Annotated in this window: 19 protein-coding genes and 1 pseudogene; 5 read left to right on the top strand and 15 right to left on the bottom strand. The window is 65.0% G+C overall.

Going from position 1 to position 23,573, the window contains the following annotated elements; translation table 11 throughout:
• Positions 1 to 169: 169 nt before the first annotated feature.
• Together ACDH77_RS06740 and ACDH77_RS06745 are read right to left on the bottom strand one after the other, a co-directional pair.
• Positions 170 to 946 (bottom strand): queuosine precursor transporter, encoded by a 777-nt coding sequence (locus tag ACDH77_RS06740; RefSeq protein WP_008578260.1) that lies wholly within the window; start codon positions 944 to 946, stop codon positions 170 to 172.
• A gap of 4 nt (positions 947 to 950) precedes the next feature.
• Entirely contained in the window at positions 951 to 1,625 is a 675-nt protein-coding gene (locus ACDH77_RS06745; protein WP_011050890.1) for a DUF502 domain-containing protein, read from the bottom strand.
• Between the two features lie 436 nt (positions 1,626 to 2,061).
• On the opposite strand from ACDH77_RS06745, the gene ACDH77_RS06750 reads away from it, so the two are divergent.
• A complete protein-coding gene (locus tag ACDH77_RS06750) occupies positions 2,062 to 3,438 on the top strand; it encodes a hypothetical protein (protein ID WP_031421835.1) in 1,377 nt (458 codons plus the stop codon).
• A gap of 422 nt (positions 3,439 to 3,860) precedes the next feature.
• Here the strand turns inward: ACDH77_RS06750 and ACDH77_RS06755 are convergent, their stop codons facing one another.
• The gene (locus ACDH77_RS06755; RefSeq protein ID WP_008578263.1) at positions 3,861 to 5,414 is read right to left on the bottom strand and encodes an alginate export family protein; all 1,554 of its coding nucleotides are present in this window, start codon (positions 5,412 to 5,414) and stop codon (positions 3,861 to 3,863) included.
• Positions 5,415 to 5,786: 372 nt separating this feature from the next.
• Between ACDH77_RS06755 and ACDH77_RS06760 the strand changes: the two genes are divergently transcribed.
• Together ACDH77_RS06760 and ACDH77_RS06765 are read left to right on the top strand one after the other, a co-directional pair.
• Complete coding sequence (locus ACDH77_RS06760) at positions 5,787 to 6,149, top strand: PadR family transcriptional regulator (RefSeq protein WP_008578264.1); 363 nt, start codon at positions 5,787 to 5,789, stop codon at positions 6,147 to 6,149.
• The gene (locus ACDH77_RS06765; protein WP_011346882.1) at positions 6,146 to 7,063 is read left to right on the top strand and encodes a sensor domain-containing protein; all 918 of its coding nucleotides are present in this window, start codon (positions 6,146 to 6,148) and stop codon (positions 7,061 to 7,063) included. Before ACDH77_RS06760 ends, ACDH77_RS06765 begins: the two co-directional genes overlap by 4 nt.
• 128 nt (positions 7,064 to 7,191) lie before the next feature.
• Here the strand turns inward: ACDH77_RS06765 and ACDH77_RS06770 are convergent, their stop codons facing one another.
• Positions 7,192 to 8,535, bottom strand: a complete 1,344-nt coding sequence (locus tag ACDH77_RS06770) for a polyhydroxyalkanoate depolymerase (RefSeq protein WP_008578266.1) — start codon at positions 8,533 to 8,535, stop codon at positions 7,192 to 7,194.
• A gap of 266 nt (positions 8,536 to 8,801) precedes the next feature.
• Positions 8,802 to 9,404, bottom strand: a complete 603-nt coding sequence (locus tag ACDH77_RS06775) for a class I SAM-dependent methyltransferase (RefSeq protein ID WP_031421839.1) — start codon at positions 9,402 to 9,404, stop codon at positions 8,802 to 8,804.
• 73 nt (positions 9,405 to 9,477) lie between these two features.
• On the opposite strand from ACDH77_RS06775, the gene ACDH77_RS06780 reads away from it, so the two are divergent.
• Positions 9,478 to 9,924, top strand: coding sequence for a CopD family protein (locus ACDH77_RS06780; protein ID WP_008578268.1), 447 nt, complete (start codon positions 9,478 to 9,480; stop codon positions 9,922 to 9,924).
• Positions 9,925 to 10,128: 204 nt separating this feature from the next.
• Here the strand turns inward: ACDH77_RS06780 and ACDH77_RS06785 are convergent.
• The 9 genes and pseudogenes from ACDH77_RS06785 to lpxD form a co-directional block, all read right to left on the bottom strand.
• A pseudogene (locus ACDH77_RS06785) lies at positions 10,129 to 10,643 on the bottom strand (hypothetical protein).
• 24 nt (positions 10,644 to 10,667) lie between these two features.
• Positions 10,668 to 11,423, bottom strand: coding sequence for a tetratricopeptide repeat protein (locus tag ACDH77_RS06790; RefSeq protein ID WP_031421842.1), 756 nt, complete (start codon positions 11,421 to 11,423; stop codon positions 10,668 to 10,670).
• Positions 11,424 to 11,480: 57 nt separating this feature from the next.
• The gene (locus ACDH77_RS06795) at positions 11,481 to 12,440 is read right to left on the bottom strand and encodes an acetyl-CoA carboxylase carboxyltransferase subunit alpha (protein ID WP_008578271.1); all 960 of its coding nucleotides are present in this window, start codon (positions 12,438 to 12,440) and stop codon (positions 11,481 to 11,483) included.
• A gap of 183 nt (positions 12,441 to 12,623) precedes the next feature.
• The gene (dnaE, locus tag ACDH77_RS06800; protein WP_031421843.1) at positions 12,624 to 16,211 is read right to left on the bottom strand and encodes a DNA polymerase III subunit alpha; all 3,588 of its coding nucleotides are present in this window, start codon (positions 16,209 to 16,211) and stop codon (positions 12,624 to 12,626) included.
• A gap of 216 nt (positions 16,212 to 16,427) precedes the next feature.
• Entirely contained in the window at positions 16,428 to 17,165 is a 738-nt protein-coding gene (locus tag ACDH77_RS06805; RefSeq protein WP_051876393.1) for a ribonuclease HII, read from the bottom strand.
• Positions 17,162 to 18,448, bottom strand: a complete 1,287-nt coding sequence (gene lpxB, locus ACDH77_RS06810) for a lipid-A-disaccharide synthase (protein WP_031421846.1) — start codon at positions 18,446 to 18,448, stop codon at positions 17,162 to 17,164. The genes ACDH77_RS06805 and lpxB overlap by 4 nt, the downstream gene beginning before the upstream one ends.
• A gap of 29 nt (positions 18,449 to 18,477) precedes the next feature.
• Entirely contained in the window at positions 18,478 to 19,269 is a 792-nt protein-coding gene (gene lpxA, locus ACDH77_RS06815) for an acyl-ACP--UDP-N-acetylglucosamine O-acyltransferase (protein ID WP_011346889.1), read from the bottom strand.
• Positions 19,270 to 19,294: 25 nt separating this feature from the next.
• Positions 19,295 to 19,753 carry a 3-hydroxyacyl-ACP dehydratase FabZ gene (fabZ, locus tag ACDH77_RS06820; protein WP_003485378.1) on the bottom strand — a complete coding sequence of 153 codons (459 nt, stop codon included), beginning with the start codon at positions 19,751 to 19,753 and terminating at the stop codon, positions 19,295 to 19,297.
• Positions 19,750 to 20,763, bottom strand: a complete 1,014-nt coding sequence (lpxD, locus tag ACDH77_RS06825) for a UDP-3-O-(3-hydroxymyristoyl)glucosamine N-acyltransferase (protein ID WP_031421847.1) — start codon at positions 20,761 to 20,763, stop codon at positions 19,750 to 19,752. Before lpxD ends, fabZ begins: the two co-directional genes overlap by 4 nt.
• Positions 20,764 to 20,891: 128 nt before the next feature.
• Here lpxD and ACDH77_RS06830 point away from each other — a divergent pair, with 128 nt between their 5' ends.
• Complete coding sequence (locus ACDH77_RS06830; protein ID WP_005911715.1) at positions 20,892 to 21,083, top strand: hypothetical protein; 192 nt, start codon at positions 20,892 to 20,894, stop codon at positions 21,081 to 21,083.
• Between the two features lie 76 nt (positions 21,084 to 21,159).
• Here the strand turns inward: ACDH77_RS06830 and bamA are convergent, their stop codons facing one another.
• Positions 21,160 to 23,526 carry an outer membrane protein assembly factor BamA gene (gene bamA / locus ACDH77_RS06835; RefSeq protein ID WP_277574960.1) on the bottom strand — a complete coding sequence of 789 codons (2,367 nt, stop codon included), beginning with the start codon at positions 23,524 to 23,526 and terminating at the stop codon, positions 21,160 to 21,162.
• Positions 23,527 to 23,573 lie beyond the last annotated feature (47 nt).

The following is a 23,573-nucleotide window of genomic DNA, read 5'->3' on the forward strand; positions in this document are numbered from 1 at the left end:
GGTGCTGCGCCTGGGGTGATGTGGTGCGCTGCGACATGACCGGCAAGGCTGCGTCCAAGTCACACCGCGGTGGGCTGGCTCGCAGCGCTGCGATCAGGACCACTGGCGGCCAGACGTTGCCGCCGCAACCCATTGCGTTGCGATGACCCTGGCTGGGAGACAGCCCGGCTCAGTCGGCAGCGGCTTCTTCGCGCAGCTGCTCGGCACGCTCGGCGCCTAGGTACGCGGTGATGCCGCGGCGTGCCAGATACAGCAGCGGGATCAGCAAGATCGCAAAGCCCATCTTGTAGATGTAGTTGAGCGTGCTCACCGCCAGGAACTGGTCGATCGACCAATGCTGCGGGCCGAGCACGAAGGCGATATAGATCACCACGAAGCTGTCCACCACCTGCGAGACCGCAGTGGAGCCGGTGGCGCGCAGCCACACGTGTTTTTCGCCAGTGACGCGACGGATGCGGTGAAACACCGAGACATCGATCAACTGGCTGAACAGGAATGCCACCAGCGAGCCGCCGATGGTCCACAGCCCTTGTCCGAACACTGCCGCAAATGCGGCCTGGTAATCGGGCACCCCCTGGCTCTGCGCCGCAGTGACCCACCAGCCCGCCGGCGCCAGCGCAATGGCCGCGAAGGCGAACACGAAGCCATAGCCGATCAGCACCACCGCCACCCACGAGATGAAACGCACCCCGCGGCTGCCGAAGAACTCGTTGATGGTGTCGGTCATGATGAACACGATCGGCCACAGCAAGGTGCCGGCGGTGAAGCTGAGCGAGCCGCGCTGGCCGAACAGATTCCAGTTCAGTGGCGCAATGCCGAGCGTGTCTTCCAACGCGAAGATCTTGACGCCAATGAACTCGGCCAGCGCCGCGTTGACGCAGAAGAAGGCCGCCAGTGCGATGAACAGGCGGACCGCACGATCGTCGAGGGTGCGCACATGGGACATGGTGTCAGCGATCCGCAGTCCGGGTGAAGGGAACCGATTCGGGCGCCACGGCGCCACCGGAAATGATGAAGCTCATTGCCTGATCCACGCTCCAGTCGGTGGGCGTGAGCAGTTCCACCGGCACGATTTCCAGGTAGCCGGAGGTGGGGTTGGGCGTGGTGGGCACGTAGACCGCGGCCAGCTCGCGGCCGGTGCCCTGTTCCTTGATCACGCGGGTGACCAGGCCCACCGATTTCATGTCGCGATGTGGGAAATCGATCAGCACCACGCGCTGGGTGCTGCCGGGCTGGGTCTGCAAAATGTCCAGCAGCTTGCGCGCGCTGTCGTAGACCACGCTGGCCAGCGGAATGCGCCGCATGATGGCCTCGAACCAGCGCAGCAAGCGCTGGCCGATCACGCGCCGGCTCAGGATCCCGACGAACAGGATGACTGCCACCGTGGCGATCAACGCGATGGTGTTCTGCACCCACAGCGCCTTGAACCAGCCCAGGTAATCGGGGAACGAGGCAGCGATGCGTTCGGACAGCGGCACCACCCACGGGCTGCTGATGCCCGAAAGCAGCGAGAAAACGAACTTCACCACCACCCAGGTCAACCAGACCGGCAGCAAGGTGAGCAACCCGGTCAGAAAGACCCGTTGCAGGGAAGGGCGGACGTGGGGAGTGGGGGATTCGGACATCGCCATAGTGTAGGCATTCGGCCATGCTCGGTGGAGCTGGGGGCGGGGTTTGGCAGCAGGCATTCGCGATTGGCAAGAGTGTTTCGCGTGCCGCGATCCGCTGCAATCCCATGATTCCTGTACTTACCTCGACATCGACCTGGCGGTACCCGCAGCCCAGCGGCAGCGGGCAACCCGTTCGGCTCGTACAGCCCTCCTGCCGTTGGCAACCATGGCGCGCAGCGCGGATGAAAGGTGGGGCGAGGTCTGCCAGCACCCGGATTCTTTCAACTACTTATTGAGACCACCGCCCATCGCCAGCGCGCGGTGTCATTGCCCAACGTTGCGCGGGCCGCCAGACACACGGTTGCCGATGGTCTGTAGCCCCAAGGCACGCGATGCGTCTATGCCCATCGCAGGCCTGCGCAGATGGCACTAAGATGCGCAGCTCCCAGGGATGGATCTTTCGCACGTGCTCGCCAAATTTCTCAAAGCCGCCTTGCTCGGTGTCTGCATCCTGATCGCAGCGGTGCTGGCGCTGTATACGGTCTCCAGGCATTGGCCGATTCCCGAATCGCAGCGTGAGGCGTTGGCGCAGCTGCGCCAGCCGCTTCCACCGTTGCGCGGGAGCAACATGTTCGGGGCGCTGTGGTCGTTGTCGTACGCGATTCCCGAGGCGCAGCGCGAGACAGTGCTGGCGCAAGACCTCGCGCGATTCAATCGGTTGCCGGAGCATGCGGCATTCCAAAGCGCCGCTGCAGGCTATCGGCGCTTGCCAGGTTGGCCATCCGGCGCGCCTGCGCTATGCATGGCCAGCGCTGGCGGATGCTTGCAGCGCGTGCGCGAACAACCGCAGGCCTATGCCGCTGCGCTGGCCGCACAGGCACCGATGCTGGCGCGGATGCGGGCGTTGGCGCAACACGCCGACTACCGCAGCCCGTTCCGTCCACGCGCCGATACGCCGTTGCCCGAACTGCCGCGCATGTCCTTGTCGATGACGGCCAGCGCCTTGGACTTTGTCCAGGGGCGCACCACCCAGGCCTTGTCCGGTGTCTGCACCGATGCGCAGGTGGCCCGTGTCCTGATGCGCAGTAGCGACAATCTGGCGATCACGATGATCGGCGCGGCGATGTTGCGCGGCAATGCGCACCTGTTTGCCGACATGCTGGCCGAATTGCCGGCGCAGCATCCGCTGCCCGCGCAATGCGCCGCTGCCTTTGCGCCGCTGCCGGTGGATGAGATCGCGCTGTGTCACGCATTGCACGGTGAATCGCGGATGGTGTTTGCGATGCTGCAGGAGGATGCGTTGACGCAAGGCAGCCAATCGTCCTGGCAAGACCGCTTCCCGTTGCGGTTGCTGGACGACGAACGCACCCAGGCCTTGCTGGCGCCCACCTTTACCTGGGCCTGCAGCGCGCGGGTGCGGACCTTGCTGGCGCAGGATCGGCCGGTTCCGCAAACGCTGATCCCGCTGCCCCAGACCGCATCGGTGGCCTGCATCGCCAATGCAACCGGGTGTTTGCTGGCGAGCGTGTCGCATCCGGACTACGTCAACTATCAGCACAAGATGCAGGACACCGCCGCTGCATTGCGCGCGCTGTCGGCGCTGCAGTGGTTGCGCGACCATCCTGCGCCGACAACGCCGCTGGCGCAGCAGATCGCCGCGCTACCGCCTGCGTTGCGTGGACAGGTGCGCCCGCTAGGCACCGGAAACGACGGCAAGAGCCTGACGCTTCGGCAGTACGCACGACCGGAGGGCGTGGCGGGCAATGATCGCTGGCCGTTGCCAGGCAGTGCGATCGCGGCCACACAGGCAGCCTCAGCGGCTCACTAAAACAAGACGCCTTCCGCATCGCCAGGCGCAGGTCGCAGCGCTGGTGCAGGCGGTCTGCGCTTGCATGCGCAATGCTTGCATCCGCAGCGGCTGCCTGGCGACCTCCGACGGATAGCAGTCAATCGGATCGAGCAGTCGCCAGGTGCGCTCGGAGGCGCGCATGTATCAGCGTGCGTGGCAATGCCGATGCGAAGCATCCGCCACGCCTGCCTGGTATCTGCGCAGTGGTGCGTTGGTTGCCTGAAGCGGCCGGAGGTCAGGACGACCTTACGCCTTGAATGCAGCGCGCGCGTCTGTGTCTGCCTTGTTCGCTGTCATCGGCATGCCCGCACGTAAAAAACAACATGCCGCGTCCTTGCGGGACGCGGCATGTGATGACGCCACTGCCTATTGGGGATGCATGACGCACCCAACGGCTGTGGTCAGAAGCGGAAGTTCAACCAGCCCATCACAAAGGTCGAATCGCCGTAGCCGGCCTTCTCCAACGCCGGCCCGGCCATCAGATGTTCGGCGCGGAAGGTCACCGACCAGTTCGGGTCGATGTTCCAGGTGGCGTTGATGCGCGGCATGGTGCCGATGCGGCGCTCGCCGGTGTTCTGGGTGCGTGCGTAGGCGCGTGCCTGGTTGTTGTAGATCGCATCGCTGGTGGTCTGGCGCCACAGCGTTTCCCACTCCAGGTTCACGGTGAGCTTGGAGGTCGGCGAAAACGTCAACGTCGGTGCAGCCGTGACCAGGTTTACCGGGCCGAAGAACGTGGCCCAGCTGAAGTAGATCGTGTTGCCGTACAGGAAGTTGTTGTTGCGCAATGTGCCGGTGCCGGAGGTGCCGCCGCCACCGGACGCGATTTCGCTATGGAAGCCCAGGCGCGGCTTCCAGCCCGATTCGCTCAGCGACCAGGCATTGGAGGTGCTGGCCATGTAGGCGCGCAGGTCGCGTCCACCGAAGCTGCCGCGCTGCACGGTCACGAACGAATCGGTGCGCAGCTTGCCCACATTGCCCCACAGGCGCAGGCCGTAGTAATTGCGGTTTTCTTCCGCGGTCTGGCGGCCCCACACCTGGTTGTCGTTGCGGAACTGATAGAAGAACGGCTCCAGGTACATCGGCTTGGCAGTCGCCAGGCGGTAGCCACCGACCACGCCGCGGAAGTGCCGCGAGCGGTCGATGCGATCATCGCCGAGGCCTTCGGTGCCATCGATGTTGAAATTGAAATCGAACAGGTCAACACGTGTCCTGTCGCCAATTGCCCAGGCGCGCGCGCCGTTGAAGGTCACGAAGATATCGGTGTTGTCGCGCAGCGCCATCAGCGTGGTCGGGCCATCGACGAACACCTGGCGGCCGACGCGCAAGCCGGTGTCGGCGCTGCCGATCCGGCCTTTCACGTCGAAGAACACCTGCTGCAGGATCGCGTTGTTTTCCTGGGTGCCGGTCTTGGTGCCTTCGTTGCGCCCGTCCAGGCTGCCATGCGCCAATTCCGTGTACAGACGGAAGTGCTCGCCTACATGGAAGTCGGCGCCGAAGAAGGCGCGCAGCAGATATTGCTGCTGCGAATGGCTGCCGGGAATCAGGCCCGGATTGGTGATGGTATTGCTGCGCACGCGCAACTCGTTGCTGAGCGACACGTACACATCGCCGTCGTCGTTGAGCGGAATGTACTTGAGCGGATCGAACGGACTCTTGCGCTTGGACGGGTCCTTCAGATACGACCAGTCTTCGGCCCAGCGCACCTGCCACATGTTGCCGCCTTGTTTGGCACCCCAACCCTGCGCTTCGAGCGGATAGCCCTTGGCGGTTGCCGGTGCGGCGGTGACCGGCGCTTTGGCCGGCTCGGCGACCGCCTGCTCGGCATTGGTCGGCGCCGGCTGCACCTGCGCCAGGCCAAGGCCCGGCAGCGCCAACCCGATCGCAAGGCACAGGCGCCGTGTGGCACCAAAGGAAGTATCAGCCATGGCCGGCTGCGCCAAGCGTGTCATTTGCATCGTATTCCCCGTCGAAAGTGAAAACCCCTAGGCGAAAGGTATCGGCAGGGGGGACACCGACTGTAGTAAAGCCGTGCCAGAAAGGCAGTAACCCAAAGGTTCTAAGCTCATGAACGCACTGGGTTTACGCAGGCGGGCGCTAGCGGGGCGGGGAGTCGGGATTCGGTATTGGGGATTCGCAACGGCGGCGCTGCGTTTTGCGGTGGAGTTCGCTGCGATGCTGACAATTACTCACACAAGCTGGCGACCACGCCTTTGTTCTTGCTTTCGCGAATCTCCAATCCCGACTCCCCAATCCCGCCCGTGACTACCGGCACATTCACTATAGCTAGGTTCTACATAGCATCACCTTCAACCTAGCGGAGATGGCCGATGAGCGAGCCGGATATCCACCTACGCAAATTTCAGAAGGAACTGAGTGCGGGCACCGTGTCGTTGGCCTTGCTGGCCGTCCTGGCGCAGGCCGATGCACCGCTGTACGGCTACCTCATCGCCAAGCGGCTCGAGCGTCTGGAGGGCGTGCTTAGCGGCAAGCAGAGTGCCCTGTACCCGGTGCTGCGCAATCTGGAAGGGGCCGGGTTGCTGCACAGCCATGTCGAACCCTCGGCCTCCGGGCCGCCGCGGCGGTATTACCGCATCACCGACAGCGGGCGTGACTGCCTGCGCGACTGGACCGCCGCCTGGCGTGCCACCCGAGATTCCGTTGATTCCGTGCTGGAGGGGACCCACTCATGAACACAATTGCACAGGCACACCCGTTGCCGACCACCATTGGCGATTATCTGCTGCAGCTGCGCCAGGCGCTGTCCGGGGCAGATCCGGCAATGATCCAGGACGCGCTGTACGACGCCGAAGAGTATCTGCGTTCCGAACTGGCAGAACAGCAAGGCAAGAGCGAGGCCGAGGTCATTGCCGGCGTGGCCAGCAGCTACGGCGCCCCGGAGGAAGTGGCAGAGATCTACCGCGAAACCGAAGTGACCGTGGCACGCGCACTGCGCCCCCCGGTGCCACCGCAGCGGGCATCGTGGATCGGCACGTTCTTCGGCGTGGCTGCCGACCCGCGCACCTATGGCGCATTGTTCTACATGCTGCTGTCACTGCTCACCGGGGTGTTCTATTTCACCTGGGTCGTGACCGGCGCCAGCCTGTCGGTGGGGATGCTGATCCTGATCATCGGCGTGCCGCTGCTGGTGTTGTTCTTCGGCTCGGTGCGGGTGTTGTCGCTGGTGGAAGGCCGCGTGGTCGAGACGTTGCTGGGCGTGCGCATGCCGCGTCGCCCCCAACACCCGGGCCTGCAAGGCGGTTGGCTGCAGCGCATCGGCGCGATGTTCACCGACGCTCGGACCTGGAGCACGATGCTGTACTTCCTGCTGATGCTGCCGCTGGGCATTGTGTATTTCACCGTGTTTTGCACGCTGCTATCGCTGTCGTTGGGCCTGGCCGCTTCACCGATCGCGGCGTTGTTCGACCAGGTCGCCGTGCTGACGTGGGATGGCCTGGACATCACCAGCGCCTGGCTGACGCTGCCGTTGTTCGCGGTGGGCGTGCTGTTGTTGTTCGTTACGCTGCATCTGGCACGCGCGTTCGGCAAGCTGCACGGCATGTTCGCCAAGCAACTGCTGGTCAGGAGCGGAGAGGCGGCTGCGTGATGCGCCTTGCCTAGATGTCAGCGTGCGCAGGTCGATGGTGGTACTTGCCGCTGGCATGACGCGCTGTGGCGGTTGCACGCAGATCAAGATGAAAATCCCCGGCATTGCCGGGGATTTTCTTGGGTACCTCAGGCGCGTTTGCCGCGCTTGCGGATCGGGGTCACGGTGGCCAGGTCGCGGCTACCGACCGGATCCGCATCGTAGCGCGCGATGAATTCGCGCACCTGCGGATACACCACCTCGCGCCAGCGGCGGCCGCTGAAAATGCCGTAGTGACCGGCGCCTTCCACGACCAGGTGACGACGATGCGCCGCATCGATGCCGGTGCACAGATCGTGCACCGCCTCGGTCTGGCCGAGGCCGGCGATGTCGTCCAGTTCGCCTTCGATGCTCAGCAGCGCGGTATTGCGGATCGCCGATGGCTTGACCAGTTGGCCGTCCACTTTCCACTTGCCCTGGGGCAGCAAAAACTCCTGAAACACCACGCGGATGGTGTCCAGGTAATACTCGGCCGGCATGTCGAGCACGGCGTTGTATTCGTCGTAGAACTGCCGGTGCGCTTGCGCATCCTGCAGGTCGCCCTTGACCAGGTCGGTGTAGAAATCCCAGTGCGACATCACGTGCCGGTTGGGGTTCATCGACAGGAAGCCGGCGTGCTGCAGGAAGCCCGGATACACCTGGCGGCCATGGCCCGGATACGGGAACGGCACCGTGTGGATCAGGTTGTTCTGGAACCACTCGATGCCGTTTTCCGTGGCCAGGTTGTTGACCTGGGTGGGGCTACGACGCGCATCGATCGGACCGCCCATCATCACCAGCGAGCGCGGGGTGGGCTCGTCGTTGCTGGCCATCAGCGACACTGCCGCCAGCACCGGCACGGTGGGCTGGCACACGCTCACCACATGCAGGCGCTCGGCGCCGATGTGGCGGATGAACTCCTGGATGTAGGTGATGTAGTCCTCGAGCCGGAACGCGCCGGCCTCCAGCGGCACCATGCGCGCATCCACCCAATCGGTCACGTAGACCTTGTGGTTGCGCAGCAGGGTGCGCACGGTGTCGCGCAGCAACGTGGCGTGGTGGCCGGACAACGGCGCAACCACCAGCACGGCGGGCTGCTCCTTCATCTTGCCGATCAGTTCGACGTGGTCGCTGAAACGCTTGAAGCGCAGTAACCGGCAGAACGGCTTGCTCAGCACTTCGCGTTCGATGATCGGCAGCGAATGGCCGTCGACCTCGACATCGTCGAGCGCCCAGGCCGGCTTTTCGTATTCCTTGCCCAGACGGTGGAACAGCTCGTTGCTGGCGGCCATACGCTCGGCGCCCGGGAGCGAGGCCCACAGGCTGTCGGGGTCGGAAAACATCTTGGCGTTCGCCTGGGCCTGATGCACCCAGGGGGCTAGCAGATTGCGGGTCAGCTCATGCAGTTGATAAAGCATTCCACCCATCCGTGCGGTTTTGCTGCCGCGCAGCATACCGGTTTTGGCGCATTTGCACCTTAATGGGGCTGCGGACGGTTGAGGCTGTCACAGCGCTGTGGCAGCGATTTCTGGAAGGCGAGCGCCTTGACTGCGGGGCGCGACGACAGGCCTTGCGCACCACCTGACGCGTACCTTGAGCGCCCCGCCGCAAGCGCGGGCAGGGCGCGGAGCGGGGGAGAAGGTGCTGGGCGATCGACGCAGCGATGGCTCCAGGCGACGCGATACCCCCACGCGCTGCTCGCTGGCAGCCACCATCCCGCTCAGCCGCGCTCCAGCGCCGATGCCTGGTCAGCCAGCTGCGGCGACAGCCAGCAGTGCGACCCCAGCGCAGCGAAGCCCACGCTGGCGAAGCGCTTGCGATACCAGCGCGCCGGTCGCGCCTGGAAACCGTCGTGATCGCCCTCGAACGCATCTTCTTCGGCGAAGGCTTCCAGAAACGCCACGCCTGCGCACATCTCGGCCAATCCAGGCAGGCCCTGGTTGAATTCGCGGGTGGGCACGTAATGCAGCACGTCCGAGCAGATCAGCAAGTCCACCGGTGCGCACGGGCGCAACCAGGCGAAGTCGCCGAAGCGGGCGGGGTGGATCTGGCGGCTGCGGCCATAACGCTGCACCGCATAGGCGCTGCTGTCGAAACCCAGATAGCTCAGCTTCGGCCGCAACGCCAACAACGGCGCGCGCCACGCGGCCTCGCCGCAGCCGACGTCGAGCACGCTGCGGATCGGTCGTTCCAGGTAGTACTCGGCCTGTGCGACGGCGAGTGCGACCTTGCGTCGCAGGCGCGCGGGATCGGCCAGGCCGGCATCGCGATACCAGCGGCGGAAATAGTGGGCGTCGTATTGTTTGGAGGCGGACTGCTGCATGGGCTTGGCTGCTTTCGCGCGCGCGGATAGGTGAAAATGCGGGCCATCCTACGCGAGCCAGCGGAGCCAGCGCATGACCCTGTATTTGTGGATCAAGACCTTCCATCTGTTGTTCGTGATCGCCTGGATGGCCGCGGTGTTCTACCTGCCGCGCATTCTGGTCAACATCGCCGAAGCCGGCAGCGACACCGCGGTGCGCGCGCGCCTGGTGTTGATGGGGCGGCGGCTCTACACATTCGGTCACAGCATGCTCGGTCTGGCGCTGCTGCTGGGCGCGGTGCTATGGCAGGGCTACCGGGTCATTCCGGATTTCCCGACGATGGTCGCTGGCGGCTGGTTGCACGCCAAGCTGTTTGCCGTGGCCTTGATTCTGGCCCACTACATCGTGTCCGGCCGCTGGGTCAAAGGCGCCGAACAGGGGCGTGCAGTGCCCAGCGGGCGGGCGTTGCGCTGGTTCAATGAAGCACCGGTGATCCTGCTGGTCGGCGTGATCTGGCTGGTGCTGGCCAAGCCGTTCTGAGCGCATTGCGCACCGCATCTACGTACGCCCGACGGCTTCGGCGCGCAGGTGCCCACAGCTGCCACTGCTAAAAATGCGGGGCATTCCGGTGTCCCACCGCGAATGCCTGCGGTGCTTCATGATGGGACGGCCAGTGACGTCGCGATGTGCGCACCGGGGCAAGGGTCGATGAATCCGGCAGGCCGCGCTAGAGCGGATATGAATTCATGCGCCGGTCGGGTGTGGCTTGAGCAGCATCTCCAGATACTGTTTCTGGTGTCCGGCAAATCCCTTTTTGCCGTACAGCGCGTGAATTTTGCCGAAGGCAGCGCAGGCACGTGCCTCATCGCCGAGCTGCAGCATCGCCTCGCCTTCGGTCATCAGCACAAGATGATCGGTGTGGTCTGGGTCGTCGTACATCAGCGCCATCACCTCGATCCATCGATGCACGTTTTCCTGATCGTGCAGGTCGGCGTAATCCTTGACGAAACTTGCAGACAGGCTTTGCGGGTAATAGTCCCAGTTCGCCTTGGGTTCGGGGATCAGCGCCCACGCCTGTAATCCCAGGGCGAGCGATTCCGCCAGGGCGCCGCTGCGAAACCGCTGTGTGGATTGCTCCAGCAGATGATCGATCTCGGCTTTCAGAACTGCCTCGATTTCAGGCTTCCTTTGCACGTTGATGGCCTTGATCAGGTGCCGAGCGATTCGTTGCCGAGCGATTCAATGCATGTGACCTGCAGCTGCGAGCGTCTTGTCGGCGGCCCTCAGGCGCTGGTGTCCAGCTCGCGCAGGCCCTTGCGTGCCAGGTCGACCCAGGCGCGTTGCTCGCGTTGGTAATGCTTGGGCGAGGCGGCGGCGTGACGCAGCACCTGTTCGTACACCGCCCTGGCCTGGTCATTGCGTGCGATGCGCTGCAGCAGTTGTGCATAGCGCACGCGCGCTTCTTCGCCCGAATAGCCTTGGGCCAGCGTTTCGTACTCGTGCAGCGCAGCCTCGGTGTCGCCGCTGCCTTCGACCGCGCGTGCATACAGCAGATGCCCGTCATGCGAGCGGAAGCTGGGATTGGCCGCGATCAAGGCATCCAGGGTCTGCCGCGTCTGCTGTGGCTGGCCCAGCCCGAACTGGGCCTTGGCCAGACCGAGCATCAGGTGCGGATCATCGCGATACAAGCCGCGCAACGCGCCCTGGTAATGCTCGGCGGCCTGGGCGTAATCGCCGCGCGCCAGCAAGGTCTCTGCGAGCTGGCGGCGATTTTCCGGAGTGTCGGCCACATCCAGTCGGCGCGAGGCATCGCGCTGTTCGCGTTGCGGATCCAGGGTGCTGCGCACGCGCTTGAGGCGACGGCGTGCATTGGGGTCGTTGCGCAGATCGGGGATGACCGCCACGCACACATAGACCAGCACCGCCAGCAGCGAAAACGCCAGCAGCAGGAAGATCCAGTACAGGGGCCGCCCGCTGCGCACGACGTGGACGCAGCAGGCGGCTTGCAGCAGCAGCGAGATCAGCAGGAGCGGAGACATGCGGGTGTGGCGTCCTTTCCATGGCCGCGCACTGGGCGCGGCCGGCCATCGTGCGAATCAATGCCCTTCGTAGGCACCATAGCTGCGCAGGCGCTCGTAGCGCTGCTGCAGCAACGCATCCACTGGAATCTTTTCCAGCGCGTCCAGCTCGTTGAGCAGCACCGCTTTCAGGCGTTTGCCCATCTGTTCGGGATTGCGATGCGCACCGCCGGTGGGTTCACGGATCACCTTGTCGACCAGGCCCAGGCCCTTCAGGCGCTTGGCGGTCAGGCCGAGCTGTTCGGCGGCGTCCTTGGCCTTGGCCGCGTCCTTCCACAGGATCGAGGCGCAGCCTTCCGGCGAAATCACCGAATAGGTGCCGTATTCCAGCATCAGGGTGCGGTCGCCCACACCGATGGCCAGCGCGCCGCCGGAGCCGCCTTCGCCGATGACGGTGCAGATCACCGGGATTTTCAGCTCGGCCATTTCCAGCAGGTTGCGCGCGATCGCCTCGCTCTGGCCGCGCTCTTCGGCGCCGATGCCAGGGTAGGCGCCGGGGGTGTCGATGAAGGTCAGCAGCGGCAGGCGGAAGCGCTCGGCCAGCTTCATCAGGCGCAAGGCCTTGCGGTAGCCCTCCGGGCGCGGCATGCCGAAGTTGCGCGCCACCTTGGTCTTGGTGTCGCGGCCCTTCTGGTGGCCGATGATCACCACCGGGCGCCCGTCGATGCGGCCCAGGCCACCGACGATGGCCTTGTCGTCGGCATAGGCGCGGTCGCCGGCCAACTCCTGGAATTCGTCGCAGATGGTGTCGATGTAGTCCAGCGTGTACGGGCGCTGCGGATGACGCGCCAGCTGCGAGACCTGCCAGGCCGACAGATCGCGGAAGATCTGCGCGGTGCGCACGCGCAGCTTGTCGCGCAGCGCCCGCACTTCGGTCTCCACGTTGACCGCAGGCCCGGTGCTGGCCTTGCGCAGTTCCTGGATCTTTGCTTCCAGATCGGCGATGGGTTGCTCGAAGTCGAGGTAGTTAGGATTCATGCAATGGCGTCGTCAACGTAAGGCGGGGAGTGTAGCTGAAGCGGTGTGGCTGGCCCGTACGCAGCCGTGCGGTTGCATGGCCGGGATTGGGGATCCGGGATTCGCAAGAGCACTATCGCGGCTTCGACGTGCCAGTAGACTGCCGTTACAAATCCCCAATCTCCAATCCCCAATCCCGGCCCCTCACGCCCACGGTGGGCTGTACTTGATCTTCACCGTCCGCACCGCCGGGTCTGCGCGCAGGCCGTCCATCAGCTGCTGGTCGATGCGCACCGAGTGGTTGCCGTTGAGGTCGAGCATGCCGGCCACGCCGCCGCTGGGCGCGCGTAGCAGCAAGTCCAGGCGCAGGGGCGTCTTGCCGGGGCGGTGCTTGGCCAGCAGGGCGTCGATGCGCTTGAAGGCCTGCTTTTCGCGCAGGTCCAGGCGCAGCGACAGCCGCTGCGCGTGGTCGGCGCAGATCTGCTCGTAGTCCCAGCACTGGCGGATGCGCAGGCTGTAGCCGCCGTTGAATTCGTCCTCGCGCAGGCCGCCCTTGACGATCAGGATGCGGTCGCGGGTGAGCAGGTGGCCGAACTCGGCCATCGCATCGGAAAACGCGCTGCATTCGACCCGGCCGCGGCCGTCTTCCAGTTGCACGAACACCTGGCTGTCGCCCTTGCGGCGTACGCCGACCACCTGGCCGGCCAGGATCGCGCTCACTTCCGGGCGCCAGGCGCGTTTTTCGCCGTCGCCGCCTCCACCGCCGCCACGTTGTTGCGAGGCCAGGATCTTTTCCAGCGCACCCAGGTCGCAGCCAACCAGCTCGCGCACTTCTTCGCGGTGCGGGTCGAACGGGTGGCCGCTGAGGTAGAAGCCCAGCGTTTCGCGCTCGCCGGTGAGCAGCTGGCCCAACGGCCATTCCTTGCTTTCGGGCAGGTCCAGGCGCATTGCCGGGGCGCTCGGGTCCGGCCCGCCGAACAGCGAGTTCTGCCCGGAGGCGCGCTCACGCGCCATCTGCTCGGTGGCCTTCATCACCTCGGGCAGCTGCAGCATCAGCGAGGCGCGGTTCTTGCCCAGCCCATCCATCGCGCCGGCATTGATCATCGCTTCCAGCGTGCGCCGGTTGAGCTTTGCGGTGCCCACGCGCGTGCAGAAATCCAGCAGCGTGGTGTAGGGACCGCCGCGCTGGCGTTCTTCGACGATCGCCTCGCAGGCGCCCTGGCCGACGCCCTTGATCGCGCCCAGGCCGTACTGGATGGTGTCCGGGCTGGCGGCCTCGAACATGTACGCCGACTCGTTGACGCGCGGCGGTTTGACGGTGAGGCCGAGGTTGCGCACCTCATCGAGAAAGCCGACCACCTTGTCGGTGTTGTCCATGTCCGAGGACAGCGTGGCGGCCATGAATTCGGCCGGGTAATGCCGTTTCAGCCACGCGGTCTGGTAGCTGACCAACGCGTAGGCGGCGGCGTGCGACTTGTTGAAGCCGTAGCCGGCGAACTTCTCCATCAGGTCGAAGATTTCGTCGGCCTTGGCTGCGCTCACGCCGCCCTTGGCCGCACCTTCGCGGAAGATTTCGCGGTGCTTGGCCATTTCGGCCGGCACCTTCTTGCCCATCGCGCGACGCAGCAGGTCGGCGCCGCCCAGCGAATAGTCGCCGACGATCTGCGCCATCTGCATCACCTGCTCCTGATACACCATGATGCCGTAGGTGTCTTTCAGGATGACTTCGGTGCGCGGATCGGGGTAGACGATCTCCTGCTGGCCGTGCTTGCGCGCGTTGAAGTCCGGGATCAGGTCCATCGGGCCGGGGCGGTACAGCGACACCAGCGCGATCAGGTCTTCGAAGCGGTCCGGGCGCGCGTCCTTGAGCAGGCGGCGCATGCCCGAGGATTCGAACTGGAACACCGCACCGGTATTGCCCGAGGCGAACACGCCCTTGTAGGTGGGCACGTCGTCGAGCGGAATGGCGGTGATGTCGACCGGGTCGATGCCGGCGCGCGCGTGGCGCACGTTGATCGCCTTGACCGCCCAATCGATGATGGTCAGCGTGCGCAGGCCGAGGAAGTCGAACTTCACCAGGCCCACCGCTTCGACGTCGTCCTTGTCGAACTGGGTCACCGGGTTCTTGCCGCGGCCATCTTCGTCGTGTTCGGCGAACAGCGGGCAGAACTCGGAGAGTGGATCGGGGGCGATCACCACGCCGCCGGCGTGCTTGCCGGCGTTGCGGGTGAGGTCTTCGAGCTGGCGCGCCAGGTCCATCAGGTCGCGCACGTCGTCTTCGACCTGGTAGCGCTGGATCAGGTCCGGCGAGGCCATCTCCGAGTCCTTGCCTTCGCCCATCGCGTCCTTGAGCGTGATGCCCAGGATGTTGGGGATCAGCTTGGCCACGCTGTCCACCAGCCCATACGAGAAGCCCAGCACGCGCCCGGCATCGCGCACCACCGCCTTGGCGGCCATGGTGCCGTAGGTGATGATCTGGCTGACGCGTTCGCGGCCGTATTTGCGCGCCACGTAGTCGATGACTTCGTCGCGGCGGTCCATGCAGAAGTCGATGTCGAAGTCGGGCATCGACACGCGCTCTGGATTCAAAAAGCGCTCGAACAGCAGGTTGTACGGCAGTGGGTCCAGGTCGGTGATCTGCAGCGCCCAGGCCACCAGCGAGCCGGCACCGGAACCGCGGCCCGGGCCGATCGGAATGCCCTGGTTTTTGCCCCACTGGATGAAGTCGGCCACGATCAGGAAGTAGCCGGGAAAGCCCATCTTGATGATGGTGTCCAGCTCGAATTCGAGCCGGTCCACGTAGTCCTGGCGGGTCTTGCCCGGCGCGATCGGGTTCTTTTCCAGGCGTGCGGCCAGACCCTGTCGCGACTGGCTGCGGATCCAGCTGTCCAGCGTCTCGTCTTCCGGCACCGGGTAGGCGGGCAGGAAGTAGGTGCCCAGGCGCATCTCGATGTTGCAGCGCTGCGCCAGCGCGTGGGTGTTGTCGATGGCGTCGGGGATGTCGGCGAACAGCGCCGCCATCTCCTCGCTGGACTTCATGTACTGCTGGTCGCTGTACTCGCGCGGGCGCTTGGGGTCGTCGAGCACGCGGCCGGAGGAAATGCAGACGCGCGCTTCGTGCGCATTGAAGTCGCTGGCGTACAGAAAACGCACGTCGTTGCTGGCCACTACCGGCAGCCCGCGCACGCCGGCGGCGTGCAGGGCGAATTGGTTGAAGCGTTCTTCGCCCTCGCGCCCGGTGCGGGTGAGCTCCAGGTGCAGGCCATCGCCGAACACGCGCTGCCAGTCGGCCAGCTGTTGCTCGGCCAGGTCCGCGCGGCCCTCGTTGAACAGGCGCCCGGCCAGGCTGTCGCGGCCGGCCAGCGCAAACAGGTTGGCGTGCCCGGCCTGCAGCCATTCCGGATGGATCGCCACGCCGCCTTCGGGGCGGTGGCCTTCCATCCAGGCGCGGGTGAGCAGCCGCGACAGGCTCAGGTAGCCCTCGCGGTCGCGGCACAGCAGGGTCATGCGCCAGGGCGTCATGTCCGGGGTGGCGATCATCACATCGGCGCCGGCGATCGGCTTGATGCCAACTCCTTCGGCCGCCTTGTAGAACTTGACCAGCGCGAACAGGTTGTTGAGGTCGGTGACCGCCAGCGCGGGCATGTCGAGTTCGACTGCCCGGCTCAGCAGGTTGGCCTGCTTGGCCTTTTTCGGGTCAGCCTGATCCGGTTTCTCGGGCACACGGATGGTGGAATCCGCCAGCGAGAACTCGGTGTGGACGTGCAGATGGACGAAGCGGGAAGTGGACATGCGGGACCGGAATAATGCGAGGTCAGGGTACCGGCGGGGGCGGGGGCGAACAAGGCTTGACAGCTGGGGGCGGGACCTGGGGGCCTGCCAGGCTTGAGGAGCCGGGACCCGGCACCGGGGGTCCGGGAAAGCAAAGCGGGAAGACGTGGCGGGACGCCACTCGTCGTTTCTTTGCTGTTGCTGTGCTGGTGCTTTTCCGGGTCCCGGGTCCGACCTCTAAAGCGGCACCACCAACCGGCCCACTTGCAGCTGTTCCGGGTCCCGGGTCCCGGGCCCCGGGTTGCGGCCTTCCAGCGCCAGGCGCACCGGCGCAAAGCTGCGCCGATGCTGGGGGCATGGCCCGTGGGTTTGCAACGCGGCCAGATGCACCGGCGTGCTGTAGCCCTTGTGCTGATCGAAGCGATATTCCGGGTGCCGCGTGTGCAGTTCGTGCATCAGCCGGTCGCGCGTCACCTTGGCCACGATCGAGGCGGCCATGATGGCGCGGTCCAGCGCGTCGCCACCGATCAATGCCTCGGCCGGGCAGGGCAGGCCTTTGGGCACGCGGTTGCCATCGATGCGCGCGAACCCGGCCACATGCGCCACGCCTTCCACCGCGCGCCGCATGCCGAGCATGGTCGCTTGGTAGATATTGATGCGGTCGATCTCTTCGCTGTGGATCAACACCACCGACCACGCCAGCGCCCGGTCGACGATGCGCGCATACAGCTGCTCGCGCCGCTCGGCCGTGAGCTGCTTGGAATCGTCCAGCCCATTGATGCGTGGTTTGCCGGGGTCGAACACCACGGCCGCCACGGCCACCGGACCGGCCAGCGGGCCGCGGCCAGCTTCGTCGACGCCGGCGATCAAACGCCGGGATTCGACATTCGGGATTTGGGATTGGTCAAACAAGGGCGACTGGCGCGCCTCAGCGTCGGCGCTATCGGCTTGGGTGCCTAAAGCAATGATTTTCATGCCTTCGCTCCTGCCGAATCCCCAATCCCGACCTCCGAATCCCTGCCTTCCAGCAGCCCGGCCACCGCATCCGCTGCCCGCGCCGACGCGTCGCGGCGCAACTGCGCATGCAGGGCCAGGTAGCGCGGTTGCAGGGAGGCGACCTTGTCGGGGTGTTTGAACCAGTCCAGCAGCGCCACGCACAGGCGCTCGGGGGTGCAGTCGTCCTGCATCAGTTCCGGCGCCAGGTCGTCATTGGCCAGGATATTGGGCAGGGCGTAGCGGTTGACCTTGAGCAGGCCCAGCAGCTTGACGATGCGGTAGGTGAGCGGTGCGACCTTGTAGCCCACCACCATCGGGCGCTTGACCAGCATCGCTTCCAGCGTGGCGGTGCCGGAGGCCAGCAGCACCACGTCGGCGGCCAGCATCGCAGTGCGTGCCTGGCCGTCGAGCAGGTGGGAGCGCATCACCGGCAGCGACGAGCGTGAGAGCTGCTCGGCCAGCAGTTGCTTGCAGCCCGGATTGGCGGCCGGTACCAGCACGTGCAGGTTGGGCAAGTGCTCGGACACCAGCCAGGCGGCCTGGAAAAAGGTGTCGCCGAGGCGGCTGATTTCGCCGTGCCGGCTGCCCGGCAACACTGCCAGGACGGTGCTGGAGGCGGACAGGCCCAGCGTTGCGCGCGCCGCTGCGCGGTCGGCCTGGTAGGCGATATCGTCGGCCATCGGGTGGCCGACAAAACGGGCGTCCACGCCATGCCTGGCGTAGATCGGCGGTTCCATCGGAAACAGGCACAGCACCAGATCGGCGCTGACGCCGATTTTTTCGGCACGCTTCTCGCGCCACGCCCACACCGACGGGCTGACGTAGTGCACGGTCTTGATCCCGCGCTGCTTGAGCCAGCGTTCCACCGGGAGGTTGAAATCCGGCGCGTCGATGCCGATGAACACGTCCGGCTTCCACGCCAGCACCCGCTCGCGGAACGCGCTGCGCAGCTTGAGCAGGCGCGGCAAATGCCGCAGCACCTCGGTCAGGCCCATCACCGCCAGCTCGCTGGCATCGAACCAGGTCTGGCAACCGACGCCACGCATCGCATCGCCACCGATGCCGACGAATTCGGCATTCGGATAGCGCAGCCGCAGCTGCTCGATCAGTCCCGCGCCCAGGATGTCGCCAGAGGCCTCGCCAGCGATCAGCGCGATGCGGGGAGGGCGCGCATGCGCGCCGGGAATGGGGAGTGGGGAATGGGGAATCGGCAGCGCAGTCGGGGCGCTGCCGACCGACGCGCCGTTGCGCTGACCGTCCACGATTCCCGACTCCCGATTCCCGATTCCCTTCATCGTAACAACGGCCGTTCTGCCGCTTCGATGAATTCGAGCATGCCGCGCACATCCTCGCTGCTCTTGGCCTGTTCGGCCAGCTGCAGCTTGGCATCGGCCAGCGGCAGGCCGGCCACGTACAGCGTGCGGTAGGCGCGCTTGATCGCGGTGATGCGTTCGGCGTCGAAACCGCGACGCTTGAGCCCTTCGCTATTGATGCCGCGCGGACGCCCCAGCGAGTCGCTGCCCACCATGGTGAACGGCGGGACGTCGCCATTGGTCAGCGCGCCCATGCCCAGGAAGGCATGCGCGCCGATGCGGCAAAACTGATGCGCGCCGGCAAAGCCGCTGATGATTACGTAGTCGCCCACGGTGACGTGGCCGGCGAGCGTGGTGTTGTTGGAAAACACGCAGTGGTTGCCTACATGGCAGTCGTGCGCCACGTGCGTATAGGCCAGCATCCAGTTGTCGTTGCCGACCACGGTGACGCCGCCGCCGCCGCCGGTGCCGCGATTGATGGTGACGAATTCGCGGATCACGTTGCCGTCGCCGATCACCAGTTCGGTGCGCTCGCCAGCGTACTTCTTGTCCTGCGGTTCGCCGCCGATCGCGGCGTGGCCGATGAAGCGGTTGTTGCGACCGATCCGGGTCGGGCCGTGGATCGAGCAATGTGGCCCCACCTCGGTGCCCGCCCCGATCTGCACATCGGCGCCGATCAACGAGAAGGCGCCGACGCGGACGTCGTCTGCCAGCGTTGCCGATGGATCGATGACCGCCGTCGGATGAATCAAAGGTGTTGAATCGCGCATCGTGTCTTACTCCGAAAGCGGGTGATTACCTGGCGCCGGCGCACATCACCTCGGCACTGGCCACCACTTCGCCATCGACCTTGGCTTCGCCGTAGAAGCATCCCACGTTGCGGATCAGGCGCTTCATCTGCACTTCCATGATCAATACGTCACCCGGGACCACCTGCTTGTTGAAGCGGGCCTTGTCCACCTTGACCATATAGAACAGCTGCGACAAGGCATCGCGGCCCAGACCGAGCTGGGTCATCACGCCGCCGACCTGCGCCAGCGCCTCGATGATCAGCACGCCAGGCATCACCGGGCGGTTCGGAAAATGGCCCTGGAAGAACGGCTCGTTGATGCTGACGTTCTTCTGCGCCACGATCCACTTGGTTTCAAGATCGAGTTCGAGGATGCGGTCGACCAGCAGAAACGGGTAACGGTGCGGGAGCAGCGTCTGGATTTGACTGACGTCGATCGGCAGTTCGTAAACGTGGTGGCTCATTCTTTCTCCTTGCCCACAGCCAGGATGCGCCTAGCGAGCACATCAAGCTGCTTGAAGCGCGCGGCGTTTTTGCGCCACGTGCGATTGTCGGTGAGAGGGGTGCCGGACGAGTACTCGCCCGGCTCATGGATGGAATTACGCACGACAGACTTGCCGGTGATCACCACCTTGTCGCAGATCTCCAGGTGGCCGACCACGCCGACATGCCCGCCCAGCAGGCAATAACGGCCGATCTTGGCGCTACCGGCAATGCCGGTGCAGCCAGCGATCGCACTGTGCGCGCCGATGCGGCAGTTGTGCGCGATCTGCACCAGGTTGTCCACGCGCACGTCTTCTTCCAGCACCGTGTCTTCCAGCGCACCGCGGTCGATGCAGGTATTGGCACCGATTTCGCAGTCGTCGCCGATCACCACACCGCCGAGCTGGGGCACCTTGATCCAGTGCCCGGCATCCATGGCCAGGCCGAAGCCGTCGGCGCCGATCACCGCGCCGGGATGGATGCGCACGCGCTTGCCCAACCGCACGCGCGTGACCAGGGTGACGCGGGCGAGCAGTTCGCTGCCCTCGTCCACCACGCAGTCCTCGCCGATGATGCTGCCGGTGCCGATCACGCAGCCATCGCCCACGCGGCTACGCGCACCGATGCTGACGAACGGACCGACATGCGCGCCAGGCGACACCTGGGCGGTCGGGTCGATCACCGCAGAGGCATGGATGCCCGGTTCGCGCACCGGTGCCACGTCGAACAGCGCGGCGATCTTGGCGAATGCGGTATACGGATCCTTGGCGACCAGCACGGTGCCCTTGGCGGCGTCGGCATCGTCGGCACGCAGCACCACGACGGCGGCCTGGGTGTCGGCCAGTTGCGGACGATAGCGCGGGTTGGACAGAAAACTCAGCTGGCCTGCGCCGGCATGGGCCAGGGTGGCGACGCCGCTGACTTCGGTGGTGCCGTCACCGACGACGGTCAACCCGAATTGTTCGGCAATCGCACTGGCGGTCAATCGCATCAGGGTAAACCTCGCGTAAACGGTAAGTGGCTGGTTTAACAGGGGGAAAACGTCGCCAAAAGTTGGCTAAACAGTCGAGCGTATTGCTTGCGGGGCCGCAACGAAGCGGCGAACCCAGGAAGAAACATATGAAAACTGTTCTCTCCATTTTCGGTAGCGTGATCCTGCTGGGCGCAGTCACCAGTGCATCGGCCGACGATTTCGCGCAGCAGCGCACCAACGCGCTGAGCTTCTGGGACCAGCAGGTGCAATGCGTGGACGCATCCGATTGGGGCGCCACCGCCACCTGCCTGGGCAATGTCTGGAACAACTACTTCTAAAGCTGTTTCATACCAGGGTGTTCAAACAACAATGGCGGCCCGGGCGTCCGGGCCGCCATTGTTTCGCGTGCCAATCTTAGAACTGGCCGCCGAAGGTGAACTGCAGACGCTCGATCTCGTCGTTGTCTTCCTTCTTCAGCGGGAATGCATAGCTGATCGAAATGGGGCCGACAGGCGCGCGCCACAACAGCGCCACACCGGTAGAGGCGCGCAACTCGTTGGCCTTGAAGTTGTCCACCCCGTTGTACACGTTGCCGAAGTCGACGAATGCCGAAACGCGCGCCGACGGGCTGTCGAACAGCTTGGGGAAATACATTTCCACCGAGCCCACCGTCTTGAACGAGCCACCCAGCGGCTGGCCACGGGTAAAGCCATTGATCGCTTCCGAGCGCGGGCCCAGGGTGTTGTCTTCGAAGCCACGGACCGAATTGGTGCCGCCGGCGTAGAAGTTCTCGTAGAACGGCAGGCCGGTGGCGGTGACCGTGCGGGTGCTGCCATCCGGGTTGGTCAGCACGCGGGTGCTGTCCTTCCCGTAACTGTCGCCGTAGCCCAGTTCGAAGCGCGTGTTCAACACCAGCGCCGGAATGATCGGCCAGTAGTTGGAGATCTGGTAATTGAGCTTGTAGTACTCGACCGTGGAGCCGGGCAGGGTGGTCTCCAGGCCCACGCGTTGGTACATGCCGCGGGTCGGCATGAAGAAGTCGTTGCGGGTGTCGCGTGCCCAGCCCAGCTCTGTGCGCCAGGCATGGAAGGTGCGCGTGCCGATCGCATTGATGTAGTCGATGATCGCCTGCGGTGTGGTGCCCGCGAAGGTCGTGATCTGGTTGCTGTCGATACCCACCATCGCCGAGACGGTGTCGTTTTCGGTGATCGGCACGCCGAACACCACCTGCGCCGAGCCATTCTTGCTGTTGAACTGCGCGGTATTGAAGTCCGAGTAATCCAGCGCGCGCCAGGACAGGTTGTAGCCCAGCGACACGCCGTCGTCGGTAAAGAACGGATTGGTGTAGGAGAACGCGTAGCGTTGCTGATAGCTGCTGCGCGAAGCCTCCACTGCCACGCGGTTACCGCCGCCCAGGAAGTTGTTCTGCGACAACTGCACCGAGGTGGTCACACCGAAGCTCTGCGAGTAGCCCAGGCCGAACACGAAGCTGCCGGAGGTGGTCTCCTTGACGTTGTAGACCACGTCGACCTGGTCGTTGCTGCCGGGCACCGCGGGCGTTTCCACGTCCACGCTTTCGAAGTAGCCCAACCGCTGCAGACGGATCTTGGAACGGTCGATCGCCGCCTGCGAATACCAGGTGTTTTCGAACTGGCGCATTTCGCGGCGCAAGACCTCGTCGGAGGTGCGGCTGTTGCCCTTGTAGAGGATACGGCGCACGGTCACGCGCGGGCCGGGCACCACCTGCAGGTTCACTGCCACGGTGCGGTCTTCGCGGTTCGGCGTCGGGATCGGGTTGACCTTGGCGAACGCGTAGCCGACGTTGCTCAGCGTGTTGGTGATCGCATCGGAGGTGTACTCCAGCAATGCACGCGAGAAGATGTCGCCGGCCTTGGGGATCACCAGGCGCTCGATGTCGGCCTGCGGCAGCACGGTGTCGCCGGTCACCTTGATTTCGGAAATCTTGTACTGATCGCCCTCGGTGACGCCGGCGCTGATGAACATATCGCGCTTGTCGGGGCTGATCGAGACCTGGGTGGAGTCGATGCTGAAGTCGACATAGCCGCGGTCCAGGTACCAGGAGTTGAGCTTTTCCAGGTCGCCGGACATCTTTTCCTTGGAGTACTGGTCGTCGCGGCGGTACCACGAGGCCCAGTTGTGCTCCTTGGATTCCCAGTTGTCCAGGATGTCCTCGTTGGCGAACTTTTCCGTACCGATCAGGTTGACGTGGCGGATCTTGGCCGCCTTGCCTTCCTTGATCGCGATGGCCACGTCGACGCGGTTACGGTCCAGCGGGCTCACCGTCGGGGTGATTTCCACGTTGTACTTGCCGCGGTTGTTGTACTGGCGGGTCAGTTCCTGGGTCACGCGGTCCAGGCTCAGGCGATCGAAGGTGCCGCCCTCGGACAGGCCGATGTCACCCAGGCCCTTGAGCAGTTCCTCGGACTTGATGTCCTTGTTGCCGGTCACGGTGAGCTTGTTGATCGCCGGGCGCTCCTTGACCGTGATCACCAGGATGTTGCCCTGGCGGTCCAGTTGCACGTCCTCGAAGAAGCCGGTGCGGTAGAGCGCACGGATCGCGTCGGCCACCTTGGCATCGTCCACGGTGTCGCCGCGGTTCACCGGCAGATAGGTGAATACGGTGCCGGAGGCGATGCGCTGCAGGCCGTCGACGCGGATGTCGCTGGCAACGAACGGCTCGACGGCCAGAGCAACGGCCGGCAGGCTGAGGCCGGCGGCAAGAGCGAGGGCAAGCAGGCGGCGAGTGGGAAGACGCGTCATGTCACATCCGGTTGGAGTCGTATTCGGGTGTTGCTGGATGCCGGCGT

The organism is Xanthomonas axonopodis pv. maculifoliigardeniae, assembly GCF_041519315.1.
Classification (GTDB): Bacteria; Pseudomonadota; Gammaproteobacteria; order Xanthomonadales; family Xanthomonadaceae; genus Xanthomonas; species Xanthomonas euvesicatoria.